The sequence below is a fragment of the Enterococcus hermanniensis genome, from assembly GCF_001885945.1.
GTDB classification, from domain to species: Bacteria; Bacillota; Bacilli; order Lactobacillales; family Enterococcaceae; genus Enterococcus_A; species Enterococcus_A hermanniensis.
In genome coordinates, this window is sequence record NZ_JXKQ01000001.1 from 205,084 (window position 1) to 229,742 (window position 24,659).

Sequence of the window (24,659 nt, forward strand, 5' to 3'; positions counted from 1 at the left end):
CTTCCTTTTTCAATTATTTATTTGAGAATCCTTCCCCAATATTTAAAACTACTAATAATTTTTGATTTCACCCACAGTATCATAATCTAAGCGCGCAACAACTTCGGTCACTAATTTAATCGTATTGAAGTAATCCTCTTCGTGGATCACTGAAGTATGTGAATGTAAATAACGGACAGGCACGGTGATTGCTAATGATGGTACGCCATCACGAGTCAAATGCATTTGACCAGCATCCGTTCCGCCACCTGCTATGACTGTATATTGGAAAGGAATCTCCAATTCTTCTGCCACATCGATCACGAAATCTAATAATTTTTTATGAGGGACCATTGAAGCATCATAAATCAAGATTTGCGGGCCTTTTCCTAAAACAGAATCAGCCTCTTTAGGTGTCATTCCGGGTGTATCTCCAGCAGTACCTGTATCAAGTGCAAAAGCAATATCTGGATTGACGATATGGCTGCTTGTTCTTGCTCCACGTAATCCCACTTCTTCTTGGACATCACTTCCAGCAAACAAGACATTATGATGTTCACGTTTTGATAGATTTTCTAGCACTCGTAAAGCTACTGCCGTACCAATTCGATTGTCCCAAGCTTTAGCCAGTAAGAATTTTGACTCATTCATGCGTTGATATTGGATGTATGGTGTTACCATATCGCCAGGACGAATACCCCATTCTTTGGCTTCTTCAGCACTAGTTGCACCGATATCGATAAACATATCCTTGATTTCAAAGGGCTTTTTGCGTGCTTCTGCTGTCAATACGTGTGGTGGTTTTGAGCCGATCACGCCATGGATGATTTTCCCTTTGCGTGTTTTGATCTCAACTTGTTGTGCGAGCATTACTTGGTTCCACCAACCGCCGATCGTTTGGAATTCAAGAAACCCTTTTTCAGTAATTTTGGTGATCATAAAACCGACTTCGTCCAAATGACCAGAAATAAATACTTTAGGGCCTCCACCCCCACCGTGTTTGGCGATCACGCTGCCTAATCCATCAAAGAAAATATCATCCGAAAATTCTTTGGCATACTTTTTGAATACTTCTCTGACTTCTTCTTCATTGCCTGCGATACCGCGAGCTGAAGTCAAATCAATCAATAATTGTTCTTCTTTTTTGTCCACTTCTGGTCCCCCTATGGTTAAACATTTATTTAAAAATTTGGACGTTTCACTAAGCAGGCATCCTTGTAAAAAGACTGCTTTCATCCATTAATTATAAAGTTAGTATACCATTGTAAAAATTATCTGCGTAGTATGTTGTATACTAGCTAGGAGGTGATTGAATGGAACGTTTACTAGCAATTGAATTCACGATGATGGTTATGATCGAAAACGAAGACGGTGAGATTTTAGTTCAAGATCGGAAAAAGACAGATTGGCCAGGCTGGACCTTTCCTGGTGGACACGTGGAACAAAACGAAGGCAGTTATACTGCTGCAATTCGTGAAATCAAAGAAGAAACCGATTTTGTTATCGAGCCGATTTTAAAAGGTACCGCCGAATGGAACAATCTCAACAAACAAACTCGTGAATTAGCCTTTCTCTATACGGCAACCGTGGAAAAACGCCCTGTTGCTAGCGATCTTTTATGGGTAAATAAAGAAGCGTTAACAGCCAAAAAATTAGCCGGTACACTAAACGAACTCCTCCCGATTTTCTTTGACGAACAACAACAAATTTATTTTGACAATAATCAATAAAGTAGCTGTGGCAAACAAAAAAAGAGCAAAGCATTGCTCTTTTTTTGCTCAACTATTTTGTTCAATGAAGAACGCTAAGATGGCTTCAAAGTCTTTTCGTTGTTGCTCTGTGAATCTTTGCTCGATCAAAGCTTGTTGCCCATCAATATACTCAGCTGCGCTTTTTTCAAAAGCTAACGCTGTTGGCGTAAGCATCACTTGCTTTTGTCGAGCATCTTGATTGGCCTTTTTTCGTTGGATCAAGCCTTTTTTTTCCATTCGCTGAAGAATAACGGTTGCAGTCGAACGTTGAATATTGAATTCTTGTTCGATGTCTCGCTGTAAAACATTTTGTTGTTTGCGTTCGCTCAACATATGGATGATCGATAATTGAACACCCGTCAAGTCAAATGAACGAGCATAAGCATCCATTGCTTTATCCATTTGATTTACAGCTCGTTTGATCTCTCGACCTACATTTTTCATAAGCGCTCCTTTTGATTAGCTATTTTTTATCTTAACATCCGATCGGCCTTTGACACTTTTAAATAGGACGAACAAAGTTATCAACATAAGGACCGTCAAAATGATTAAAGCATTCCGCGAGCCCATTGCAGTAAGATGAGCTTGTGTACCGTGTCCAGATGTTTGACTAATGGCAATGATCGCAGAGACAATCGATGTCCCAGTAGCTCCTGCAAATTGTTGCAAAGTATTTAAGATCGCATTGCCGTCACTTTGTTGCGCAAAGGAAAGTTGGCTCAAGCCACTCGTCATAATATTACCAAATAATAGACCTAAACCAAACATATAAAGAATATAGATGATCAAAATCAAATTATTTTCATAGCACTGATATTAAATGTAAAAATGATCAACGACAGTAAAATCAAACAAGCGCCTGTTAAAATTGGTTTTCTAGCACCAAAACTATCTAAGATTTTTCCACTGATAGGTGACATAATTGCTCCTAAAAGGGCAGCGGGCAAAATAACCAAACCCGCAACCGTTGCACTTGACCCATTGACCAATTGAATATAGTTAGGCAAAATAAACGACATTCCCAATGTGCTTAACTGTAAAACAAAAAAAGCAAAAACATGACCACCAAACGTCCCCGATTTTAACACCTTGATATCGATCAATGGTTGCTCAATTTTCATAGATCTTCGGATAAATAAAAGCAATCCGATAATACCGATGAATAATGCACCGGCAACAGCCAAACTCAAAAAGTCTTTAGTGCCGAATTCACTAAATCCAACAATCAAACCTACAAATGTTATAACAACAAATCCGATACTCAAACAATCAACTGAGACACGTTGAGTTGGTTGCACTTGTTGGATGCATTTCAATCCAATCGCTAGCGAACATAAAATAAAAGGCAATAATAATACAAAGATATAACGCCACCCTAAGCTTGATACCGCGATCCCACCAAATGTCGGGCCGAGCGCTGGGGCAACTGCAGTAATCAATGTCCCTACACCCATCATTGTTCCACGTTTCTCAACCGAAACTTGTTCTAAAATAATATTGAACATCAATGGTAAGGCAACCCCCGTCCCCAATCCTTGAATCACTCGACCTAACAATAAGATGCCAAAATTCGGTGCAAAACTATCAATCAATAAACCAAATAAAAAACTCAAATTCGCAAAAAGGAACAATGTTTTCAAATTAAATCGTTTTTTTAATGTTGCAGATAGTGGCACTATGATGGCCACCATCAACAGATAGCCCGTTGTTAACCATTGAACGGTACTTGTTGGAACTTGGAATTCTTCCATCAATGTTGGAAATGTAATGTTCATAGCTGTCTCAACAATCACGCCACAAAATGACATAATACCTGTTGCAATGATTGAGAGCACAACCTTTAAAGGAATTGCTGAATGTTGATTGTTTGACATAAAAAGACCCCCTATAATTCGTTAGCAAGCTAACGTTTTATAGAATAAGCCCTTTTCTCAAATAAATCAAGCAAAAAAAACTCTTTAGACCCTTCAATTAGTTGAAAGGTCTAAAGAGTTTTTTTGCTGATATGCTTATTTCATCACATTTTCTGGTTTTTCTTCTTGCCATTCTTTACTCAAAAAATAATGGTTATTGATAGTATAGACTTTTTTAGTTGCACCACGATTTTTTAAGAAGGGTTCGATCTTTTTATCGGCAGTCAGCCAACCTTTCCAACCTAAATGAATCGTATCTTGCATAAAGTAAGGTTCATTTTGTTGGCTCGTATAATCAGCGATGTTCGTAAAGCCTTGTGACGTTAATTGATATTTGATTTTATTAGCAAATTGTTGCAGCATTTCATCGGAAAGACCGGTGTATTGAGACCATCGACCATTCACAGGAGGAATGATAAAGAGACAATCTGAATGCTCTTTAGCCAATTGATTCAAAGCCAATTGGAAATCAGAGAATTCTGGAGAGTATCGATAGTCCCATTTTTTTTGTGAATCGGCCAAATTACTCAAATTTGGTTCAATCCGTTTTTTATAAAATTGCTTTTGGATACCGAATTCATTTCCTCGAGTCGCCCGTTCACCTAATTGGTTGGCAAGACTATCAAGTTCATCATGGTCATAGTTCGCAGGTAGAGCTTTGACATTTTGATCGATTAAGTCTTGCTTACTGATCATACCAATCGTGCTGAACAATTCATCTTCGCGTTCTAACATGTTTAGTTTTAATTTGCTATATGTGATATCGGTTTTACTTGGTAGTTGACCTTTCATAACGGCAGTCAACATACGTTCTAGGCGTTCATCTTTTCTTATCACTCCATAGTGAGTCAAACGTTGCGCTAGATATTGGTCGCTGTCATCGACTTTTTTCAAATGCATCAACCAATTCAGCGTTTGTTCTGGGGAATAGTAGGCATCAAAGTAATCACGTTTGATCCCTTCTTTGACAAACCATTGGGGTGAAATAATAAAGGCTGCTTTACGATCTTTTAATTCATCACCTAAAGATTGCATCATCATAAATTGGGTTAACGATTGAGTACCGGGGGCGCCCATCAAAAAAGGTGTATAGCCACGGTCATATTTCTCTGCTAAAACTGATGGATGGAATGGACTGATCCGACTCAATTCAGATGAGCCAAAAAACGGAACATATTTATCGGTACTTAAGGCTTCTTTTGTAATATTGTTTCCTCGCAGTACATTTCCCGCCATCGAGCTTGATGCAGCTTTGATCAACTTCGGATCACTGCTGTTAATTTTGAATGGTGAAAAAAACAGAAGAACCAATAGGACCGCTGACAAAAGAACCGGCCCAAAGATACCGAAGAGTTTCTTTTTCATTAATCTTGTAATGCTTTCACTTGTTCAATAATTTTAGCTGGTGTGTTCCATTGTGCGCGGTCAAACTCTGATACGGGAACTTGAACACCTAATTGTCCTTCGATTTCTACTAATAATTGAACAGTAGCTAGTGAATCCATCAAACCTTCTTCGAATAAGTCTACTTCTGGATTGTCTCTCACTTCATCCGTTCCAGTGATATCTTCTAAAATACTAAAAATTGTTTCTTCCATTTTACTCGCTCCATTTCATTTTATCGTTTTTTATTTTTTAGGTAGTTATTTCATGAAAAATATATTGTGAAACCATAATTTATCTAGAAAACCTGAGAAAATCAAAAAGCTCAAACAAACAGCGTTGAATGTTAAGAAAATCGCGAAGGCTTTTGTAAATTTATTGGATGGTAGTTGTTGCTTGTGTTTCTTTTTGAATCGCAGCCAAGCGTCCGTCAAGCAGATCAACGTGGCATGGTAAATACCATAAACGATATAGTACCAAGTCAAGCCATGCCAAACGCCCATCAATAAGAACAAGGCAAAGTAGCCAACATTCGAGGCGACGATTCGGCTTTTGAAGGTTTTCTTTTTGATCAATGTAAACATCAAACGCATATAGATATAATCACGGAACCAAAAAGATAGCGTCATGTGCCAACGATTCCAGAATTCTTTGATATTCCATGACAAGAATGGTTTATTGAAATTCGGTGGGGTTTCGTAGCCCATCAATTTACTGGTTCCGACTGCGAATAGGCTGTAACCCGCAAAATCAAAGAACAAATACATGCTGTAAACATACATGTACCCTACCAAACTCCACGATAATCCACCATGTTGTAAGGCATGTCGGTCCACAATCGGTAACAAGACTTGACCAAAATAGTATCCGATAATGAATTTGTATAAGAAACCAAGAAAAATATCATGGACAGCTGAGCCTAATAGATCCACGTACTTTTCTTTCATCGGCGGTTCATTCAAATCTTTTTCAAAACGACGATACCGATCAATGGGACCGGATGAAATCGTTGGAAAGAATAGCAAGAATTTGATGTAATTCAACGGACTGTATTCTTTGATCATCCCATCGCGCATTTCCATAATGATCTGAACGGACTTAAACGTGAGATACGAAATTCCTAAGAACCCCAAAATTGAATTTTGACCATTCATAAACGGTGTTACTTTTACAAAGATCAACGGAACGATACTTAAAAAGACAGCTCCATAGAATACGCCGGCTTGATTCGTTTTTTTACGATACCGCTGGTAACTCCAAACGAGGACACTTTGGAAAATTACATACCCAATCAATGCTAACCCTTGCCGATAGTCACTTCCACCAAAAGAGATATATAAGAAAAACAAGGTGATCAGAGATTGATACCAATTGATGCGTTTGCCTCGAAACAATAAACTTAAAACCAAAGGTGCCAAAGCGATAAATAAAATTATAAAGTAGGTCGGTGACGCATATGGAATCATGTGAGGAATAAACATTAGTTATTCACCTCACTGATCAAACGTTTCCGATCAATTTTTCCATTTGCTGTTCGTGGCAATTGTTCGACGTACACAAACTTTTGCGGAATCATATAATCCATGACTCCTTCAGCTAGTTCTGCTTTAATTGCTTTAGTCAATTGATAGGCTTTTTCGAAGCCGTGGTTTTCTACTACTACATACGCGACTAACTGCTGAACTTTGTGCTCTTGATATTTAGGCACTACGGTCGCTTGCTTCACATACGAAACATTTTCTAAATGATGATCAATGTCTTCTAACTCAATTCGAAAGCCATGTAGTTTCACTTGAAAGTCGATCCGTCCTTCATAAAGAAGTAAACCCTCTTCCGTTAAGCGACCGGCGTCACCTGTACGATAAGCCGGAACACCATCAATGGTGAAAAAGGCTGCTGCAGTTTTTTCAGGATTATGTAGATAGCCTTTCGATACGCTGGGACCTTTGATAATGATTTCGCCAGTTCTACCTACAGGTACGACTTGATCCTCCTCATAAATCAACACTTCGGTATCTTTTTTGATATAACCGATTGGGATACGGTCACATTCAGCTAATACTTCAGCAGTCACTTCGATTTTTGTCATTGCTACAGTGGCTTCCGTTGGACCATAGGTATTGAAGACTTTTGCTTGTGGGAAACGGCGTAATAATTCTTCAGCGGTTTTACGCGTTAGTTCTTCACCGCAAAATTGAAAAATTTTAAGCGATGGCACATGTTCCCCATCAAAGGTCTTCTCCATTAAACAGATATCCATGAATGACGGCGTCGAAACCCATACTTCCAAATCCAATTGCGGTAAGAAATGGAACAATTGTTTAAAATCATTGATGATTTCTTTTTCCATCGGAATCAATGTGCCCCCGCTACAAAGAGCGGGATAAATGCTCATGACTGAAAGATCAAACGAATAAGGTGCTTGCGATAAGAAACGCATCCCGGATTGAATCTCAAAATCGGCTAAATCCCACTGAGTAAAGCTCAAAAGATTTTGGTGACTGATCTGTACGCCCTTCGGCACACCTGTCGTTCCTGAAGTAAAAATAATATAAAAGGTCTCATCTTCCGTGACTGGAGTGAGCGTTACTTCTTTTGGTTGGGTAGTAAACAGCGCTCGTAATTGTGTTGGTGTCACTACTGGGATATCTGATTTGATTTCCTCCGGCCATGGCAAAACACTTAAGATCAGTGCTGGCTGAGCGACGGCTAAAATCAATTCAATCCGATCTAACGGTGTATTCGATTCAATCGGAATATACGCATGACCACTTTTCGCTGCACCTAAGAAACTTGCGATCATCTCAAATTCTAATTCGCCATAAACTACAATCGGTTGGTTTGGTTCAATTGTTTGTTGTAGATAGTACGCGATATGATCCGACCACTGCTGCAGCGTCTGATAACTAAAGCTTTCTTTTTCAGATTGATAAGCTATCGCTTTGGGTTGATCGATCGCCCATTGGTCAATGGTTTGAATAATATTTTGCATAACTAACCTCCGTTCGTTGCAAGAAAACTCGCTTGATTAAAATTCGTTATAAATAAAATTACCGCCTTGGATACTCTTGTAATGGTACAAATAGACTAGAATCAGAAGGACAGCAAAGTAAAAAATCGTCTTTCCAATAAAACTGAACCAATAACGAGTCGTCGGCCGATTAAAAAACTCTTTCATCCAATCGCCCTTTCTTTTTCTGCTTTCGATAATTATTATAAAGAGCTGAAAATAATCTACCACCGATTCTACTTACATAAAACGCTTCCGAACGAACACTTTTGTCACATCCTTGAAACAAAAATAATCGGTCACTTCCAACAACTTCTTGGAAGTGACCGATCAACAGCTATTTTTTCACGATAAATAAAGATATTTATAGAAATTTTTTCTGATACATGCACGTGATCCAATAGAACAAGCCATAAACAGCTAACATCAGGCCACAAAATAAATAAACAAAACCATAATTGGCATTTTGCGCGATGTGAGCGATCACTGAGATAGCTAAAATGCTATGGACCAACGCTAATAGCGCAGGAATAAAAAAGGCATATCGATTTTCACGATTGATTTCTTGATGGATATTTTTTTCTGGAATGCCCAATTGTTGCAACAATAAATATTGTTTCCGTTTTTGTTTGAAGTCAGATAATTGGCGCATCATCAACATACTTGCAGTAGCAATGATGAACATCGTGGTCACGAAGGTCACAACAAACAAAATCAGGCCTTGCGTACTCCGTGCTTGGCGATAGGTTTCCAGATGCGAGGCATACTCTGAGCGGTAAATGGTTGATTCCTTATTTTCCGTGTCATCACCTGTTTTGATCTCCCCCACGATCTGACCATTTTTCCAACTTAGATCATGATGAATTGGATGATCCCAATCACCCTTAAGATTTTTTTTCACGATTCGATTCAGTGCATTTTCATCTCTTCTAGCCACATCGATCACTTCTATTTTATAAGCTACTCCTTGTGTCTCTGCGAAAACTTTATCTGAGACAACGATCATTCCAGTTCCATAACGCATGCTCGTATCGCCAAAAAAGTTTGGCCGCATCTCTTGAACAAATAATTTTCGCTGCTTAAGATTGATGACTTTGTCATATTGAGTGTACTCATTTAAAAAACGCTGATACGAACTCAAGATGATTGTTGCATCCGTTGCCTTTAATTGGATATTTCCTAACGTATCATTCATTTTTTGAAAGGCACGATAATCAGTCAATGAGACCATGTCCATCACTTCTGGCTGTGTCATGGTTTCTTCACCCGAGATTCGGACATCTTGTTTAGCAGGAACTGCTTTTAGTGTCACCGTTGCTTTGGTATAAGGAAACCCTGCTTTTAGTTCTGGCTCGATTTTTTTGAAGCTTTCACTGGTCACAATCAGGGAAGCGGGAGTACTTTCGTGAACCGAGCGCATTACTAGTGAACTAATCGCAATCATCAGGCCTAATAAGGTCAAAGCTAAACCGAGTGCTACAGTGATCGAACCTAAAAAACGCCATTCACTAGACAAACGTAATTGCCACTCACTGCGTGACAGTATTCTTAGATTTTTGGTCAATCGTTTGGGGCGATAGGCGTTATACCAGCGAAGCGTATCCGCGAAGAATAAGTAGCTACCCACCACACAAATCATAAATATAAGTAACATCAATAAAAAATTACCTTGGAACAAGCCGAAACGATCACTCCATTGGCGAGAAAAATAGAGATAAAAAACCGCTAAACCCCAACCGATAGCTAGGAGTAAAACACCTATGACAGCTAGGATCTTTTGACTGGTAGAAAGTGTCATCGCCTTGATTTTTCGCAACTGTATTTTTTTAAGCTGAGAAAATTTATATCTAGATACTAACCATAAAACTTGAAGAGACACGACCAATAAAATAAAAGCTACCACTAAACTTGTCGAAACGATTGCATCGGTAGAGAAAAAGAAATGGACCTGAAGCGGCAGATCCATCGCTTTGACTAAGATCATACTAAATAATTTTGATAGCAAGACACCCAGACTGATCCCGATCACAAATGAAAAAATACCAATAAAAAGAATTTCCAAAATAAACCACAAGCAGATCTGATAATAACTCAGACCATATAAATGGAAGATACTGATGTCTTTGCGCCGATTTTCAATAAAAAAACGATTTGTATTGGTCATAAAAAACAATAAAATCAATACGACAACAAATCCGCCCAGACCCAGCATTGCAACCAATTGCGTGTTTTTGCCCGCACTGCGGATCAGCGGTTGTTCATAAGTCATAGCCGTAAAAGAATAATAGACCATAACTGCAAAAATTAAACTGAAGAAAAAAACTAAATAATTAGAAAGTTGCTTTTTAAAGCCACGCCAAATCAATTTAATCAGCATTGGCTTTCCCTCCTCCACCGATCGTGGCTTGCATATCGATCACTTTTTCAAAAAAATCTTTGCGTGATGATCGACGAACGATTTCAGAAAAGAAACGGCCGTCCTTGATAAATAGAACCCGATTGCAATAACTGGCAGTATACGGATCATGTGTTACCATCAAAACGGTCGTCTCTTCATGCAGATTGACTTCATCCAAATAATTCAAAAACTCTGTTGCTGATTTTGAATCCAAAGAACCCGTCGGCTCATCCGCAAATAAAATTTGTGGCTGACTGATCAATGCTCGCGCAGCGGCTGTTCGTTGTTGCTGTCCGACTGAGATCTCTTCGGGATAGCGATGCAAAATATGATCGATTTTTAAAATACTCGTCAAGCGCACCACCCGCTGCATGATTTCTTCATTGGATAATTTACTAACGGTCAACGGTAAGATGATATTGTCACGAACCGTTAAACTATCGATCAAATTGAATTCTTGAAAAATAAATCCTAGATGCTCTCGTCGAAAATCGGTTAATTTATTTTCGCGCATTTGTGTGATATCTGATCCAGCAATTTTGACTGAGCCCATCGTTGGCAATAATATCGTGGACAAAATATTCATTAAAGTCGTCTTACCCGCACCACTAGGTCCCATGATGCCCACAAATTCACCTTTTTCAACTGAAAAATTCAAATCATTCAAGACATTGACTTTATTATTACGCATGCCATAACTTTTAGTAAGATGTTGGACTTCAATAATTTTTTTCATTTGTTACCTCTTTTTAACATCTAATTTTTTTCTTTTATGGTATCATATTTAGGTTGGTTTCTTGAGTGAAACGACTAAATAACGCCTTACGTTTTTATCACTCGAAAACAGAAACCTTTAAGTTATTTTATTTTTTCCAAAGCTTGATACTATCCTACTTAATACAACTTACGTTATCAGAAGGCACAATATATAGTGTCTTCTGATTTTATTTTAACAAAAAAGCTACTATATCTCGTTTCATTGTGATATTATTAATAATTGAAATAACCGAATTGGAGTGAATAGATATGATGGAAATTCATACAAAAGACTCGCTAACAAACGAGTTTCAACCGTCGCTAAAAAAAATCAAAGTAGTCAAACGGGACGGTCGCCATGTGTCATTTGATGATCAAAAAATTTATGATGCCTTGATCAAAGCGGAAACAAAAACTAAGAAATCTGTAGATCCTTTAGCCAATGAGCGCATCCAATCAATCGTCGAACGGGTCGATGCTGAGATTTCTGAACGCTTTACAAATGATATCAAAATTTATGAAATCCAAAATATCGTGGAACATATCTTACTTGAACATAATGAATATGAATTAGCCGAAGAATATATCAATTATCGGACGCACCGTGATTTCCAACGGAGTAAAGCGACAGATATCAATTTCACGATCGGTAAATTAATCAATAAAGACCAATCAGTTGTAAACGAAAATGCCAACAAAGATAGTGACGTCTTCAATACACAACGTGATTTAACTGCTGGAATCGTTGGCAAATCGATCGGTTTAAAAATGTTGCCTCCACATGTAGCAAATGCCCATCAAAAAGGCGATATCCATTACCATGATTTGGATTACCATCCATATACACCAATGACGAATTGCTGCTTGATCGACTTTAAAGGCATGCTGACAGATGGATTCAAAATCGGCAATGCTGATGTTGAAAGTCCTAAATCAATCCAAACAGCCACTGCCCAAATCTCACAAATCATTGCGAATGTGGCTTCTAGTCAATATGGTGGCTGTTCTTCTGACCGAACAGATGAATTGCTTGCTCCCTTTGCGCGCTTAAACTATCAAAAACATTTGAAAGACGCGCAAGAATGGATCGAAGGTACTGAAAAACAAGAAGCCTTTGCAAAACAAAAAACTCGCAAAGATATCTATGATGCGATGCAAAGTTTAGAATACGAAATCAATACATTGTTTACCTCAAACGGTCAAACACCTTTCACCTCACTAGGCTTTGGTTTAGGAACAGATTGGTTTGAACGCGAAATCCAAAAAGCAATTCTACAAATTCGGATCGAAGGATTAGGAATCGAAAAACGGACCGCGATTTTCCCTAAATTGATTTTTACTCTGCGCCGCGGTACAAACCTAGAACCAACTGATCCAAACTATGATATTAAACAATTAGCTTTAGAATGTGCCACAAAACGGATGTATCCTGATATCTTGAATTACGACAAATTAGTTGAATTAACCGGTAGTTTCAAAGTCCCTATGGGCTGTCGTTCATTCCTTCAAGGCTGGAAAGATGAAAATGGCCAAGAAGTAAATGTCGGTCGAATGAATCTAGGTGTGGTGACACTGAACTTACCTCGTATCGCAATGGAATCAGCTGGCGACAAAGATAAATTTTGGACGTTATTAGAAGAACGTTTGCAAATCGCTAAAGATGCTTTAGTTTTCCGAGTAGATCGTTGTAAAGAAGCAACACCAGCGAATGCACCAATCCTTTATCAATATGGCGCTTTTGGCAAACGTTTGAAACGGACAGATTCAGTCAATGACTTATTCAAAAACAAACGCGCAACTGTTTCATTAGGTTATATCGGACTTTATGAAGTCGCTAGTGTCTTTTACGGCGGCGAATGGGAAAATAACCCTGAAGCAAAAGCCTTTACTTTGAAAATCATGGAAGATTTAAAAGCTCACACTGATGATTGGGGTAATGAATATGGCTATCACTTCAGTGTTTATTCAACACCAAGTGAAAGCTTGACCGACCGTTTCTGTCGTTTAGACACAGAACGTTTTGGAATCGTGGAAAATATTACCGACAAAGAATATTACACGAATAGCTTCCATTATGATGTTCGAAAAAATCCAACACCATTTGAAAAATTAGATTTCGAAAAAGATTATCCTAATTATTGTTCTGGTGGGTTTATCCATTACTGTGAATATCCAGTGCTACAACAAAATCCAAAATCTTTAGAAGCTGTTTGGGATTACGGCTACGATCGAATCGGCTACTTAGGAACAAATACACCAATCGATCATTGTTATGCATGTGGTTTTGAAGGTGATTTCAAACCAACTGAACGTGGTTTTGAATGTCCAGAATGTGGCAATCATGATCCCAAAACTTGTGATGTCGTTAAACGGACCTGTGGTTACTTAGGCAATCCACAAGCACGTCCAATGGTTCACGGACGTCATCAAGAAATCTCTGCTCGTGTTAAACATATGAAACAACAATAAAAATTATTCCTGACAGGGACGGCTCTTTCGCTGCTCCCTGTTTTACTTGAAAGGTGATCACATGCGTAATCCAAAACCGAAAGAATGGCTAGCCAGCGACTTAAGTTTGCAATATATCGCTGATTATAAAGCCTTTAACTTTGTCGATGGTGAAGGCGTTCGAAATAGTTTATATGTCAGCGGCTGTCCCTTTGCTTGCGAAGGCTGTTTTAATGTTGCGGCTCAAAATTTTCATTATGGAAAACCATTTACTCAAGAGTTAGAAGACCAAATCATTGCAGATACCGCACACGACTACGTTCAAGGCATCACGCTACTCGGTGGTGAACCTTTCTTGAATACTCAAGTCTGCTTAAAAGTCATCAATCGAATCCGCGCCGAATTTGGCCAAAGCAAAGATATTTGGTCGTGGAGCGGTTATACCTTCGAAGAGCTTTTGCAAGACAGTGAGGATAAATTAGAAATGTTGAGTAAGATCGATATTTTAGTCGACGGCCGCTTTGATATCAGTAAAAAAAATCTGATGCTACAATTCCGTGGTAGTTCAAATCAACGGATCATCGATGTTAAAAAATCTTTAGCACAAGGAAAAGTCGTTATTTGGGAAAAATTACACGACTCCGAAAAAGCTTTTGAACAAATCAAAAAGAGCGATCTAATTTGATCGCCCTTCCCACAAAGGTAATACTATATTTTCATACGCAATGGGATCTAGATTAGTCAACGTAATACCGACTAATCGGATCCCTTTTTCGATGCCACCGATATCTTCCCAAATCGAACGGGCGTGTAAAAATAACTCTTCTTTTTTTGCTATGTAATAAGGCAAGGTCACACGTTTCGTGACCGTTGTATAATCAGTATAACGGATCTTTACGACCACTGTTTTTCCGTGACGCTGCACTCGTTTTAAAGCTTCTTCAACCTTTTCAGCCAATTGCCGCAGCTGACTCAACACTTCCTCTTCAGTTGCTAAGGGACGGCCATATGTATGCTCTTTACCGACAGATTTTCGTTCACGAGTGATACTGACCGGTGAATCATGGATTCCCCGAACTTTTCGATACAATGAATAGCCCATCTTACCAAATTCTTGAATCAAAAACATTTCACTTTTATCATAAAGGTCAGCACCAGTAAAGACACCTAATTCATTCATCTTTGGAACAGTCTTCTTCCCAACACCGTGAAATTGTTCAATCGGCAACCGTTTCAAAAAAGAAACGGCTTCTTCTGGTGAGATCACTGTCATTCCTCGAGGTTTTTGATAATCAGAAGCCAATTTAGCCAAAAATTTATTGTAGCTGACACCCGCAGAACAAGTTAAATGCAGTTCTTGCCAAATATCTTGTTGGATCTTACGAGCTACTTTGATCGCCGAACGGGCAGCAATTTTATTATTCGTAACATCGAGATACGCTTCATCAATGGAGACGGGTTCAATGACGTCCGTATAGCGATGAAAGATCTCACGGACTTGTTGCGATACTGCACGGTATTTTTCGTGATCGCCTGGTTTGAAAATTGCCTGTGGACAAAGCTCATATGCTTTTTGCGCACTCATCGCTGAATGAATTCCGTAAACCCGAGCTTTATAGTTAGCCGTTGTCACCACCCCTTTACCACCAGTATCAGATGGATGGCGAGCAATCACTAAAGGATGTTTTGCTAATTCAGGATCATCTCGTTCTTCGACTGATGCAAAAAAAGCATCCATATCGATATGGATAATCTTTCGCGATGTATCATTTTTTAATGGAAAGACTAATTCAGCCAAACAACTCACCTCTTTGTTCTTAATTGCTCCTCCCATTATAAACGAACGTTTGTTCAGAGACAAACCTTCTGATAATTAATAACGCTTTTTTAAGGGTTCTTTTTCCAATAAAAAAATAGACAGCGCTCACTGTCTATCTTTCCACTAAATTCACTTTACGGATCATTAATTTATCTGGTGCATGTTGCGACTCTTGAGATTCACCAAAAATCTCCGCATAAATCACTTTGTTATGTTCCCGACGACGTAATTGATAAATAATTTTCCCGCTATCTTCTAGCTCCTTCATCAATTCTGTTACCCCACCGAAACCGGTTTTTTTTGTGATAAAGCCATTCGCTACCATCCGCTCATCTAAAAAGCGCGCAGAGATCACAGAGCCTTTAGCTAATGATGATCGCAAGGCTGTGGCTAATTCTTCCAATTCCTCTGGCACTGGCAATTCTCGTTCAACAGGTTGATAAAGCGTGTCACGCAATGTGTCCAACTCTTCAACCAATGCTTCATACTGTTCTTTCGTCAACATCACGCCGGCAATTTTTTCACGATTAAAAATATAAACACCTGTCTCGGCTTTCCGAGCTTGGGCAAAAACGTCCATTGGTGATTTTTTTACTTCAGTGATCGAAGATGTCGGAACATCTAATTTTCGTAACCCCACTTTGCTCTCCCCCTGATTTTCTATGACAACTTTTATCGCGATCCACTCTGAGTGGCTCTTTTCATCGCTCTAGTTTTGCTTTTTCTTAAGCCTGATTGAAAATTTCCAGACAGAATAAGCACTCTCAAAGTATTATAGCATAACCTTTCTGGAAGCAAAATCGTAGATTTACTTTTCATTTTGAAAAGCTGAAAATAATCCGTTGGCTTCATTGACTACCGCAATGGGAGACTCGAGGTTCGCGTTCATGACCATCTGTCGGCTAGACTGAAAAATCTGGTGTATCGCTTTTGCCAACTCATCCAACCGACAGTTGACTAGCAAAATACTCTCGCGTTTTAATTCTTTACTTAATACATAATAATAGTTACTTGGTCTCTCTGATTTTCGATATAAATTGTAGACACTTAAAGGCAGCCCCTGATGGATACCAATAAACAAATCAAATAGTTTCACTGTAAAAATTTTTTTGACTAACGTTGAATCCCACTGAATTGCTGGCTCGATGACTTGCATTCCAAGGATCGTTGCTTGATACAATGAGGTTTGATGTAATTGATGCAGGTGAAAAAAGTCAGCACAAACCGAATAATGACAGCGTGTATAATCTAAAAAAAAGTAAGGCGTATATCGCTCTTTTAACCCAAAGCTCTTCGCAAATTGTTTTAACAAATGTGGATCAGGAAAACAAGTCGCCATATTATTAAATGGTTGAACGGAACACTGATTCTGTTCGACATGTTGATACAATTCATTTTCAGTGTTTGAAAAGAAATCACGTAAATAGTGTAATTGAAGATGAAGGATCAATGCTTCTTCTCCTATTAAGCTACCAGTTCGTCGATTTGCCGTGAGATTCAATTCTACTAACTGTTGATTCAGTTCTTTGACTTTGGAGTAATTGACATTTTTGTTTCCACGATTCCATAAGTATTGTTGAAACAGTTGAAAGCGATCATCTGTCCATAGCAACTTGCGATAAAGCTCTGTATAACTAGGTTCTTGTCGCCAATTGATTTGCCAAAAAAAATTTTTTTCAACATATTTTTTTTGCTGTAATTCATAAAGATCTCGCAAGATCGTCTTACGGCTGACAGCTAACTTTTCTGCAAAATCACCGACACTATACCGTTCCTCTCGTAACAATTCAATCAAATTTAATTGTCGACGACACTTTTTCCGTGTTACAAATTGCCAAATCATACTCCATCCCTTCTTTCTTTTCTCCTTCGTCCTATGTATCAATTCCAACATAGCATAAGTATCCATACATTTTTTTCTCAATTTTTTTGCAAAAAAAAAAACGTCTGAATTCTCAGACGTTTAATGTCATCGCATTGATGGCAACGATGATTGTACTTAATGACATCAATACAGCTCCAACTGCTGGACTTAATATTATACCAATTGGAGCTAAAATCCCGGCTGCTAAAGGGATGGCTAAAATATTATAGCCTGCTCCCCACCAAAGATTTTGGATCATTTTACTGTGGGTTCGTTTTGCCAAACGAACAAATTTCAAAATATCTTGCAAATTGCTATTGGTCAAGACGACATCTGCTGAATCGATCGCGATATCAGTCCCAGCACCAATCGCCATTCCAATCGAAGCTCTCGCTAAAGCAGGTGCATCGTTGATTCCATCACCTACCATCATGACTTGTTTGCCTTTATCTGTGTATTGCTTAATAATTTTTTCTTTATCATCCGGTAAAAGTTCACTAAAAAATTCTTTGATGCCTAAATAATTCGCTACCGCCTCAGCACTGGCTTGATTGTCGCCGGTTACCATCACAGGCTCGATGCCTGCGTCTTTTAATTGACTGATAAACTCTTTAGCTTGTGGTTTTAAGGTATCGCCCATAGCAAAGAAGGCCATCAGCTGATCATCAATCAGTAAAAAGGATAGTGTATTTCCCTGCGCTTGATAATTACTCAATTTTTTTTGATCAACAGACAAACCTCGTCGTTCTACTTCCTTTTGATTTGCTAAAATCACTTGATGTCCTTCGACGATTCCTTTGACACCAATTCCTTTTAAAGTAGAAACCTCTTGCGCTTGATAAGGCGTAATATTTTCAGCTTTCAAATAATTCATTACGCCTACCGCTAGCGGATGATTTGTCTGAGCTTCTAATGCGCCAACATAGCTTAATACTTCTGCTTGTGGCATTGAATGCATTGCTTCTACACCCGTCACAGTGAATTTCCCTTCTGTCAGCGTCCCCGTCTTATCTAAAAAGATATAATCTAATTGATTGGCTTGTTCTAATGCTTGACGACTTTTTAACAACAAGCCATTTTTAGCTGCTAAAGAAGTTGAACGTGCAATCACTAACGGAATCGCTAACCCTAAAGCGTGAGGACAAGCAATCACGAAGACAGTGACCATCCGATCTAAAGCTTGGGCTAAGTCTGAAACGAACAACCAAACGATAAAGGTCAAGATACCAGCACCTAAAGCAATATAAAATAGCCATTTTGCCACTTTATCAGAGATAGATTCCAATTTTGATTTTTCTTGTTGGGCTTGTTTGACCATTTCCATAACTTTAGCTAAATAACCGTCTGCTCCAGTTCCGGTCACTAGAATTTTGATCGTACCGTCACCATTTACCGAGCCACCAATCACTGGATCCTTTTTCGATTTTTGGACTCCTTTTGATTCGCCCGTAACCGCAGACTCATCGACGATCGTTGTTCCGTCAATGATTTGTCCATCGGTCGGCATTTTATCACCCGCACGAACAAGTAGTTGATCCCCTTTTTTTATCTCTTGCAATTTAACTTTTTTAGTAGTCCCATCTGCTTCGATTTTATTCACTTCATCCGGTAATAATTCTGCCAATTTCTGGATTGCATTACTGGCATTTGAGACAGCACTCATTTCTATCCAATGTCCTAACAACATAATAACGATCAAGGTCGCAAGTTCCCAGAAGAAATCCATCACATGTTCGTGAGGATTCAGTTTATTTACGATAAATGAATACAAACTATAAATATAAGAAACAGAGATTCCCATGGCGATCAGTGTCATCATTGCTGGGCTTTTCATTTTTAATTCCATCTTTGCTCCGCTTAAAAATGGCTGTCCACCGTAAAAGAATAAAATCGTTGCTAAAACCAAGACGACCCATTCAGAGCCAGGGAAAGTAAATTGAAAAGGTAGCGACATTCCCATCATCGGAGACAGTAGAATGATGGGGATTGCTAAGACCAATGAAAGCCAAAACTTCTGCTTGAAATTCCCCATATGCATCGAATGATCCATTCCACCATGATCCATCTCATGGTGATCCATTTCATTCATCGCATCTCCATGCGGATTCTGATGATTTGAATGATCCATCTTCATTGCTTGGTGTTCTTCCATATTCTCTTTCACCTTATTCCCTCCTCGTTCTTGAAATTTTTTCGATTTATTAAAAGACAGTTTACACTTTTTTTCGGTTCAAACTTAATGAATTAAGTAAGACACTGACTGAGCTAAAGGCCATCGCTGCTCCGGCAATAATTGGGTTCAAAAAGCCCAATGCCGCAAAGGGGATACCAATCACATTGTATAAAAATGCCCAAAATAAATTTTGTTTGATTTTTCTTAAGGTTAATTTTGATAATCGAATACTTTTTTCGACTGAAAGCAAGTCACTGTTCATCAATGTGATATCTGCTGTTTCCATAGCTATGTCCGTTCCACTACCCATGGCGATTCCGATATCCGCTAACGCTAACGCTGGCGCATCATTGATTCCATCGCCGACCATTCCAACGATTTCTTGCTTCGACTGTAGTTCCTTAATGATCTGAGCTTTGTCTTCCGGTAATACTTCCGTAACGATATCTTTTTGAATTAAACCAACTTGTTCACCGATAAACTGTGCTGCACGTGGATTATCACCGGTCAACATTTTTACGTTGATTCCTAGATCATGTAGCGCTTTGATAGCTGCTTTCGATGATGGCTTGACTTTATCTGTTACCGAGATCAACGCTAAGACTGTCGTCTCATCGGTTAAAAACATTACCGTCTTGCCCTCTGCTTCTAACGCTACCACACGCTCGTCGACAAAAGAAATATTTCGATCATTCAACCCGCGTTTTGAACCAACAAATAACTTTTTGTTGGCAATCGTTCCTGTGACCCCACGGCCGGTGATACTCTCAAAATCTGTTACTGGTAAAATAGGGGCTTTTTCTTTTCCATAATGATAAATAGCTTGAGCCAATGGATGTTCAGACTGTTGTTCCAAACTGACTAAATAACTCAATGCATTAGGATCGAAAGCTTCAAAATCAGCCACAACTGGCTTGCCCTCTGTGATTGTTCCAGTTTTATCAAGAACTACTGTGGTAAGATGAGCGATTTGCTCAAGCGCACCCCCACCTTTGATCAAGATCCCTGATTTTGCACCTAGCCCGGTTCCAACCATAATCGCCGTTGGGGTTGCTAAACCTAGCGCACATGGACAAGCAATTACTAAAACAGCGACACTATGTACGATGGCTTGCTGCCAATCTTGAGTGATAAAGCCTGTTGCTAATAATGTGAACAGGGCAATCACTAAAACAATCGGCACAAAAATACTAGAGATTTTATCTGCGATTTGTTGAATTGGTGCTTTTTCACCTTGCGCTTCTTCCACCATTCGAATAATTCTTGAAAGTACCGTCATACTACCAACTTGAGTAGCAGTGAATTGGATACTTCCTGTTGTGTTGACCGTACCACCAAAAATAGAATCATCGACTTGTTTATCGACCGGTAAACTTTCGCCGGTCAACATACTTTCGTCAATCGTCGTTTGCCCGGCAACGATCTTTCCATCCACTGGAACTTGTTCTCCAGGACGAACCCGCAGTAGATCACCGACTTGAACGGCTTCGATAGCGACCTCTGTTTCAATCCCATCGACGATCAACGTGGCTTTCTTCGCTTGCAGATTCATCAGTTGTTTGATGGCATCACTCGTTTTGGTCTTCGCTTTTTGTTCAAGGTATTTCCCCAATAAGATCAATGTGATGATCATCCCGCTGCTTTCAAAGTACAAATCAGACGTATGTGGATTAAAGAACCCATTATAAATGCTCAATAAATACGCTGCTGTTGTTCCCATAGCAACCAAGACATCCATGTTTGGTGCTTTTGTTTTTAAGGCATGATACGCTCCACGATAGAAACGTTGACCGACACCAAATTGAATTGGAGTGACTAAGATCAATTGGACCCATGGTAAATGTAAGAAGTGGACCCATTCTCCATGGCTACCTATCAACATTCCAAACATGGCCGCCACTAATGGTGCTGTTAAGAGCGCACTGAAAATCAAGTCACGTTTCATTTTTTTGACATAAGTGATTTTTTCTTGTTGAATTTTTTGTTTGTGCGCGTCATCAAAGAGGATTGCTCCATATCCGATTGATTCCACTTGCTGAATTAAAGCTTCCGTCGTCGTTGTCTCATCAAACTGAACTGTAGCTTTTTCAGTAGCTAAATTGACATTGGCTTCTAACACACCTGAGGTCGTTTTTAATTCCTTTTCCACTCGAGCAGAGCAATTTGCACAGGTCATGCCTGTAATTGCGAAGGTTTCTACTGTACTTGTCGGCACTTAGATCACCTCTGTTTCATACCCAGCTTCAGTCACTGCTGCAGCAATTTTTTCAGCTGAAACTTTTGTTTCATCAAACTTTACAACGCCTTGATTTTTTTTCAAATTAATTTTCACCTTATCGATTCCAGCTAATTGATTGACCGCATTTTCTACTTTTGCTACACAGTGGTTACAGCTCATTCCATTAATTGCAAATTGTTTTTTCATTTTATCCGTCTCCTCGTTTGTTTTGTTTGTTTTAATTATTGCTTATTTATGATGGGTGCACTCACATTGACCAGGGATACAATTGCACTCAATCGTAGCAACCGTCTCTTTCGATGCTAGTTGTTCTTGAAGTATGGCTACGTTCTCTGGTGTCAATTGGGCTTCTTCGATCAGTTCACTAATGGTTTCACCGATTCGTTTAGCACAGATATGAGAAAAAAGATTTTCCGTAGCACTTTTTACAGTGGCGCTTTCGCTGATAGCTGGGTAATAGATATATTTTTTGCCTGATTGTTCTGTGCGGACAGCTTCTTTTTTTACTAAACGACCCAGAAGTGTTTTGATCGTTGCTGGTTTCCAATCCATCGTTTGTCCCAAAATAGCAATGATTTCTTGAGCTGTAGTCGCTTCTTGCGTCCAAATCACACGCATTACTTCCCATTCAGAATCACTGATTTTTATAGGCGTTACTGTCATTGTCATAAAAAGAATCCCTTTTCGTTTACAGTTGTAATCTTTATAATCCAAGTTTACAGTTGTAAACTTCATTCGTCAACTAATATAACTGATTTTCTTTTATTTCTATAAAAAAAGCTTCTCGCCTTTGTAAAAGTCGAGAAGCTTTTTACTTTTATTTGATTTTTAAACAGCGCATCGCATTCAAAACTGCTAAGATTGTTACTCCTACATCAGCAAAAACAGCTGCATACATCGTAGCAAAACCTAATGCACCTAAAACCAAGACGATAATTTTTATACCGATCGCAAAAACAATATTTTGCTTGACGATTTTCATCGTTTTACGGGCAATCTGGATGGCTGTCGGAATTTTAGCTGGTTGATCATCCATAATCACAACATCGGCTGCTTCGATCGCTGCATCGGACCCTAAGCCGCCCATCGCGATTCCTAGATCTGCTCGAGCCAAGACAGGTGCATCATTCATACCATCGCCAACAAAAGCCGTTTTTTGTTCACGATTCAATTCTGCTTCTAAATAATTGACCTTGTCTTCAGGTAGTAATTCACTATAGACTTGATCAATTCCAACTTTTTGGCCGACTGCATTTGCAATAGCTTGGTTATCTCCAGTCAACATTACTGTCCGTTTAACGCCTAAGTGTTTTACTTCTGTGATTGCTGCTGCTACATGATCTTTTAATTCATCTGCAATAACCAAGTAGCCTAAATAAACGTTATCCGCTGCAACATAGACAAGCGTCCCGATTTCATTCACTGGTTCGAAAGTCACATGGTTTTTTACCAATAATTTTTCATTCCCCACTAAGAAGCGTTGACCGTCTATCACTACTGAAATACCAAATCCAGCAAGTTCTTCTAATTCAGTTACTGGCAACAACGGTTGATCGACATAATTAACGATCGACTGAGCAATCGGATGACTTGAACTTTGTTCTGCACTTGCAACATAACGTAAGAAATCTTTTTCATCCATAGTTGTTTCCACTTTTTGAACACGAAAGACACCTTTAGTTAATGTTCCAGTTTTATCAAAGACTAATGTATCGACTTTTGCTAATGTCTCAATATAGTTACTTCCTTTGATCAAGATTCCGGCTTTACTAGCCCCACCGATCCCGCCAAAGAAACTTAACGGAACGGAAATCACCAAAGCACATGGGCAAGAGATTACTAAAAACGTCAATGCACGATAAACCCAATCATAAAATGGTTCCCCCGTAACAAGTGGTGGTATGATGGCCAATAAAGCAGCCAAACCTACAACAATCGGTGTATAGTAATGCGCAAAATTCGTAATAAAATTCTCTGCCGGAGCTTTTTTACTGCTAGCGTTTTCGACTAGATCAAGAATTTTACTTACAGTAGATTCACCAAAAGTTGTCGTAACTTCCACAGTCAATTGTCCGCTTTGATTAATAAAACCGCTTAAAATTTCTTCTCCTTTATTTATACTGCGCGGGACTGATTCACCCGTTAAAGCTGATGTATCCAACATAGAACGTCCTTCGATTACGATTCCATCTAAAGGAACCTTTTCGCCAGGTTTGATTAGAATATGATCACCAATGGCAATCGTATCTGGGGCTACTTTTTTTACTTCCCCATTTTGGATCAAATTCGCAGAATCCGGTCGAATTGCTAATAATGAGCCAATCGATTTTCTTGATTTCGTGACTGCATAATCTTGAAAAAATTCGCCGATTTGATAAAACAACATCACTGCGACTGCTTCTGGATATTCCCCAATCGCAATGGCCCCCACTGTGGCAATCGCCATCAAAAAGTTTTCATCAAACAGCTCTCCATGGAAAATATTCGTGATCGCCGTCTTTAATACGTCGTAACCTACCCAAAGATATACGATTAGATAGGCAACTAATTTCCAAGGCATTGGCGGCGTAAAAAGGGCCAAAAGAAGCAATGCGATTACAGCGATCCCAATCTGAATCAACTTCTTATAAGGTGTTTCTTCTTTTTTTTCAGCTTGGACACTATTAACATTTACTTCTGGTTCTAATTTATGAACGATTCCTTTTGCTTCATTGCTTACACGATCAATATCTTCTGCTGATGCTTTGATCGTAAGCTTTGTACTCATAAAGTCAACTTTTGCCTCTTCGACTCCTTGGATCTGTTGAACAGACCGCTCAATTTTTGCTGCGCAATTTGCACAATCTAAACCATCCAAACGATAGACCTTTTCCATAAAATTCCCTTCTCTCTTTTTACACATGAACGATTATTCATATGTATTATA

The 24,659-nt window shown here is 38.9% G+C and carries 20 protein-coding genes and 1 pseudogene; 3 read left to right on the forward strand and 18 right to left on the reverse strand.

What is annotated here, in order from left to right; genetic code table 11:
* Positions 1-51: 51 nt before the first annotated feature.
* The gene (locus RV04_RS01035) at positions 52-1,131 is read right to left on the reverse strand and encodes a M42 family metallopeptidase (RefSeq protein ID WP_071856616.1); all 1,080 of its coding nucleotides are present in this window, start codon (positions 1,129-1,131) and stop codon (positions 52-54) included.
* Between the two features lie 161 nt (positions 1,132-1,292).
* Between RV04_RS01035 and RV04_RS01040 the strand changes: the two genes are divergently transcribed.
* Complete coding sequence (locus RV04_RS01040) at positions 1,293-1,709, forward strand: NUDIX domain-containing protein (RefSeq protein WP_071856617.1); 417 nt, start codon at positions 1,293-1,295, stop codon at positions 1,707-1,709.
* Between the two features lie 48 nt (positions 1,710-1,757).
* Here the strand turns inward: RV04_RS01040 and RV04_RS01045 are convergent, their stop codons facing one another.
* From RV04_RS01045 to RV04_RS01085, 9 genes and pseudogenes are all read right to left on the reverse strand, one after another.
* Positions 1,758-2,174 carry a MarR family winged helix-turn-helix transcriptional regulator gene (locus RV04_RS01045; protein WP_071856618.1) on the reverse strand — a complete coding sequence of 139 codons (417 nt, stop codon included), beginning with the start codon at positions 2,172-2,174 and terminating at the stop codon, positions 1,758-1,760.
* A gap of 15 nt (positions 2,175-2,189) precedes the next feature.
* Positions 2,190-3,604, reverse strand: a pseudogene (locus tag RV04_RS01050) (DHA2 family efflux MFS transporter permease subunit).
* Positions 3,605-3,739: 135 nt separating this feature from the next.
* A complete protein-coding gene (gene dltD, locus RV04_RS01055; protein ID WP_071856619.1) occupies positions 3,740-5,008 on the reverse strand; it encodes a D-alanyl-lipoteichoic acid biosynthesis protein DltD in 1,269 nt (422 codons plus the stop codon).
* Entirely contained in the window at positions 5,008-5,241 is a 234-nt protein-coding gene (dltC, locus tag RV04_RS01060) for a D-alanine--poly(phosphoribitol) ligase subunit DltC (protein ID WP_071856620.1), read from the reverse strand. The genes dltD and dltC overlap by 1 nt, the downstream gene beginning before the upstream one ends.
* Before the next feature lie 45 nt (positions 5,242-5,286).
* A complete protein-coding gene (gene dltB / locus RV04_RS01065) occupies positions 5,287-6,507 on the reverse strand; it encodes a D-alanyl-lipoteichoic acid biosynthesis protein DltB (protein WP_071856621.1) in 1,221 nt (406 codons plus the stop codon).
* Positions 6,507-8,018, reverse strand: a complete 1,512-nt coding sequence (gene dltA, locus RV04_RS01070; RefSeq protein WP_071856622.1) for a D-alanine--poly(phosphoribitol) ligase subunit DltA — start codon at positions 8,016-8,018, stop codon at positions 6,507-6,509. The genes dltB and dltA overlap by 1 nt, the downstream gene beginning before the upstream one ends.
* Positions 8,019-8,054: 36 nt before the next feature.
* Entirely contained in the window at positions 8,055-8,204 is a 150-nt protein-coding gene (locus tag RV04_RS01075) for a teichoic acid D-Ala incorporation-associated protein DltX (RefSeq protein WP_071856623.1), read from the reverse strand.
* 196 nt (positions 8,205-8,400) lie between these two features.
* Entirely contained in the window at positions 8,401-10,413 is a 2,013-nt protein-coding gene (locus tag RV04_RS01080; protein WP_071856624.1) for an FtsX-like permease family protein, read from the reverse strand.
* Positions 10,403-11,170 (reverse strand): ABC transporter ATP-binding protein, encoded by a 768-nt coding sequence (locus tag RV04_RS01085; protein ID WP_071856625.1) that lies wholly within the window; start codon positions 11,168-11,170, stop codon positions 10,403-10,405. The genes RV04_RS01080 and RV04_RS01085 overlap by 11 nt, the downstream gene beginning before the upstream one ends.
* A 290-nt stretch (positions 11,171-11,460) precedes the next feature.
* Between RV04_RS01085 and nrdD the strand changes: the two genes are divergently transcribed.
* Together nrdD and nrdG are read left to right on the forward strand one after the other, a co-directional pair.
* Positions 11,461-13,659, forward strand: a complete 2,199-nt coding sequence (gene nrdD, locus RV04_RS01090; RefSeq protein ID WP_071856626.1) for an anaerobic ribonucleoside-triphosphate reductase — start codon at positions 11,461-11,463, stop codon at positions 13,657-13,659.
* Positions 13,660-13,720: 61 nt separating this feature from the next.
* A complete protein-coding gene (nrdG, locus tag RV04_RS01095) occupies positions 13,721-14,323 on the forward strand; it encodes an anaerobic ribonucleoside-triphosphate reductase activating protein (protein WP_071856627.1) in 603 nt (200 codons plus the stop codon).
* Here the strand turns inward: nrdG and dinB are convergent.
* From dinB to RV04_RS01135, 8 genes are all read right to left on the reverse strand, one after another.
* A complete protein-coding gene (dinB, locus tag RV04_RS01100; protein WP_071856628.1) occupies positions 14,315-15,436 on the reverse strand; it encodes a DNA polymerase IV in 1,122 nt (373 codons plus the stop codon). The genes nrdG and dinB overlap by 9 nt on opposite strands.
* A gap of 133 nt (positions 15,437-15,569) precedes the next feature.
* Complete coding sequence (locus tag RV04_RS01105) at positions 15,570-16,097, reverse strand: prevent-host-death protein (RefSeq protein ID WP_071856629.1); 528 nt, start codon at positions 16,095-16,097, stop codon at positions 15,570-15,572.
* Between the two features lie 168 nt (positions 16,098-16,265).
* The gene (locus RV04_RS01110) at positions 16,266-17,300 is read right to left on the reverse strand and encodes an HTH domain-containing protein (RefSeq protein ID WP_071856630.1); all 1,035 of its coding nucleotides are present in this window, start codon (positions 17,298-17,300) and stop codon (positions 16,266-16,268) included.
* 112 nt (positions 17,301-17,412) lie between these two features.
* Entirely contained in the window at positions 17,413-19,533 is a 2,121-nt protein-coding gene (locus tag RV04_RS01115) for a heavy metal translocating P-type ATPase (RefSeq protein WP_379952882.1), read from the reverse strand.
* A gap of 1 nt (position 19,534) precedes the next feature.
* Positions 19,535-21,709 carry a heavy metal translocating P-type ATPase gene (locus RV04_RS01120; protein WP_143139473.1) on the reverse strand — a complete coding sequence of 725 codons (2,175 nt, stop codon included), beginning with the start codon at positions 21,707-21,709 and terminating at the stop codon, positions 19,535-19,537.
* Positions 21,710-21,919, reverse strand: coding sequence for a copper chaperone CopZ (copZ, locus tag RV04_RS01125; RefSeq protein ID WP_071856632.1), 210 nt, complete (start codon positions 21,917-21,919; stop codon positions 21,710-21,712).
* Between the two features lie 42 nt (positions 21,920-21,961).
* Complete coding sequence (locus RV04_RS01130) at positions 21,962-22,402, reverse strand: CopY/TcrY family copper transport repressor (protein ID WP_071856633.1); 441 nt, start codon at positions 22,400-22,402, stop codon at positions 21,962-21,964.
* A 148-nt stretch (positions 22,403-22,550) separates the two neighbouring features.
* Positions 22,551-24,608, reverse strand: coding sequence for a heavy metal translocating P-type ATPase (locus RV04_RS01135; RefSeq protein ID WP_071856634.1), 2,058 nt, complete (start codon positions 24,606-24,608; stop codon positions 22,551-22,553).
* Between the last annotated feature and the right edge of the window lie 51 nt (positions 24,609-24,659).

Excerpts from the sequence above, each read along its gene's own strand:
- RV04_RS01080 (WP_071856624.1), bottom strand. The coding sequence starts at position 10,413 with ATGCTGATTAAATTGATTTGGCGTGGCTTTAAAAAGCAACTTTCTAAT.
- RV04_RS01085 (WP_071856625.1), bottom strand. The coding sequence starts at position 11,170 with ATGAAAAAAATTATTGAAGTCCAACATCTTACTAAAAGTTATGGCATG.
- nrdG (WP_071856627.1), top strand. The coding sequence starts at position 13,721 with ATGCGTAATCCAAAACCGAAAGAATGGCTAGCCAGCGACTTAAGTTTG.
- copZ (WP_071856632.1), bottom strand. The coding sequence starts at position 21,919 with ATGAAAAAACAATTTGCAATTAATGGAATGAGCTGTAACCACTGTGTA.
- RV04_RS01110 (WP_071856630.1), bottom strand. The coding sequence starts at position 17,300 with ATGATTTGGCAATTTGTAACACGGAAAAAGTGTCGTCGACAATTAAAT.
- dltA (WP_071856622.1), bottom strand. The coding sequence starts at position 8,018 with ATGCAAAATATTATTCAAACCATTGACCAATGGGCGATCGATCAACCC.
- RV04_RS01040 (WP_071856617.1), top strand. The coding sequence starts at position 1,293 with ATGGAACGTTTACTAGCAATTGAATTCACGATGATGGTTATGATCGAA.
- dltC (WP_071856620.1), bottom strand. The coding sequence starts at position 5,241 with ATGGAAGAAACAATTTTTAGTATTTTAGAAGATATCACTGGAACGGAT.
- dltD (WP_071856619.1), bottom strand. The coding sequence starts at position 5,008 with ATGAAAAAGAAACTCTTCGGTATCTTTGGGCCGGTTCTTTTGTCAGCG.
- RV04_RS01045 (WP_071856618.1), bottom strand. The coding sequence starts at position 2,174 with ATGAAAAATGTAGGTCGAGAGATCAAACGAGCTGTAAATCAAATGGAT.
- dltB (WP_071856621.1), bottom strand. The coding sequence starts at position 6,507 with ATGTTTATTCCTCACATGATTCCATATGCGTCACCGACCTACTTTATA.
- RV04_RS01130 (WP_071856633.1), bottom strand. The coding sequence starts at position 22,402 with ATGACAATGACAGTAACGCCTATAAAAATCAGTGATTCTGAATGGGAA.
- RV04_RS01135 (WP_071856634.1), bottom strand. The coding sequence starts at position 24,608 with ATGGAAAAGGTCTATCGTTTGGATGGTTTAGATTGTGCAAATTGCGCA.
- nrdD (WP_071856626.1), top strand. The coding sequence starts at position 11,461 with ATGATGGAAATTCATACAAAAGACTCGCTAACAAACGAGTTTCAACCG.
- RV04_RS01075 (WP_071856623.1), bottom strand. The coding sequence starts at position 8,204 with ATGAAAGAGTTTTTTAATCGGCCGACGACTCGTTATTGGTTCAGTTTT.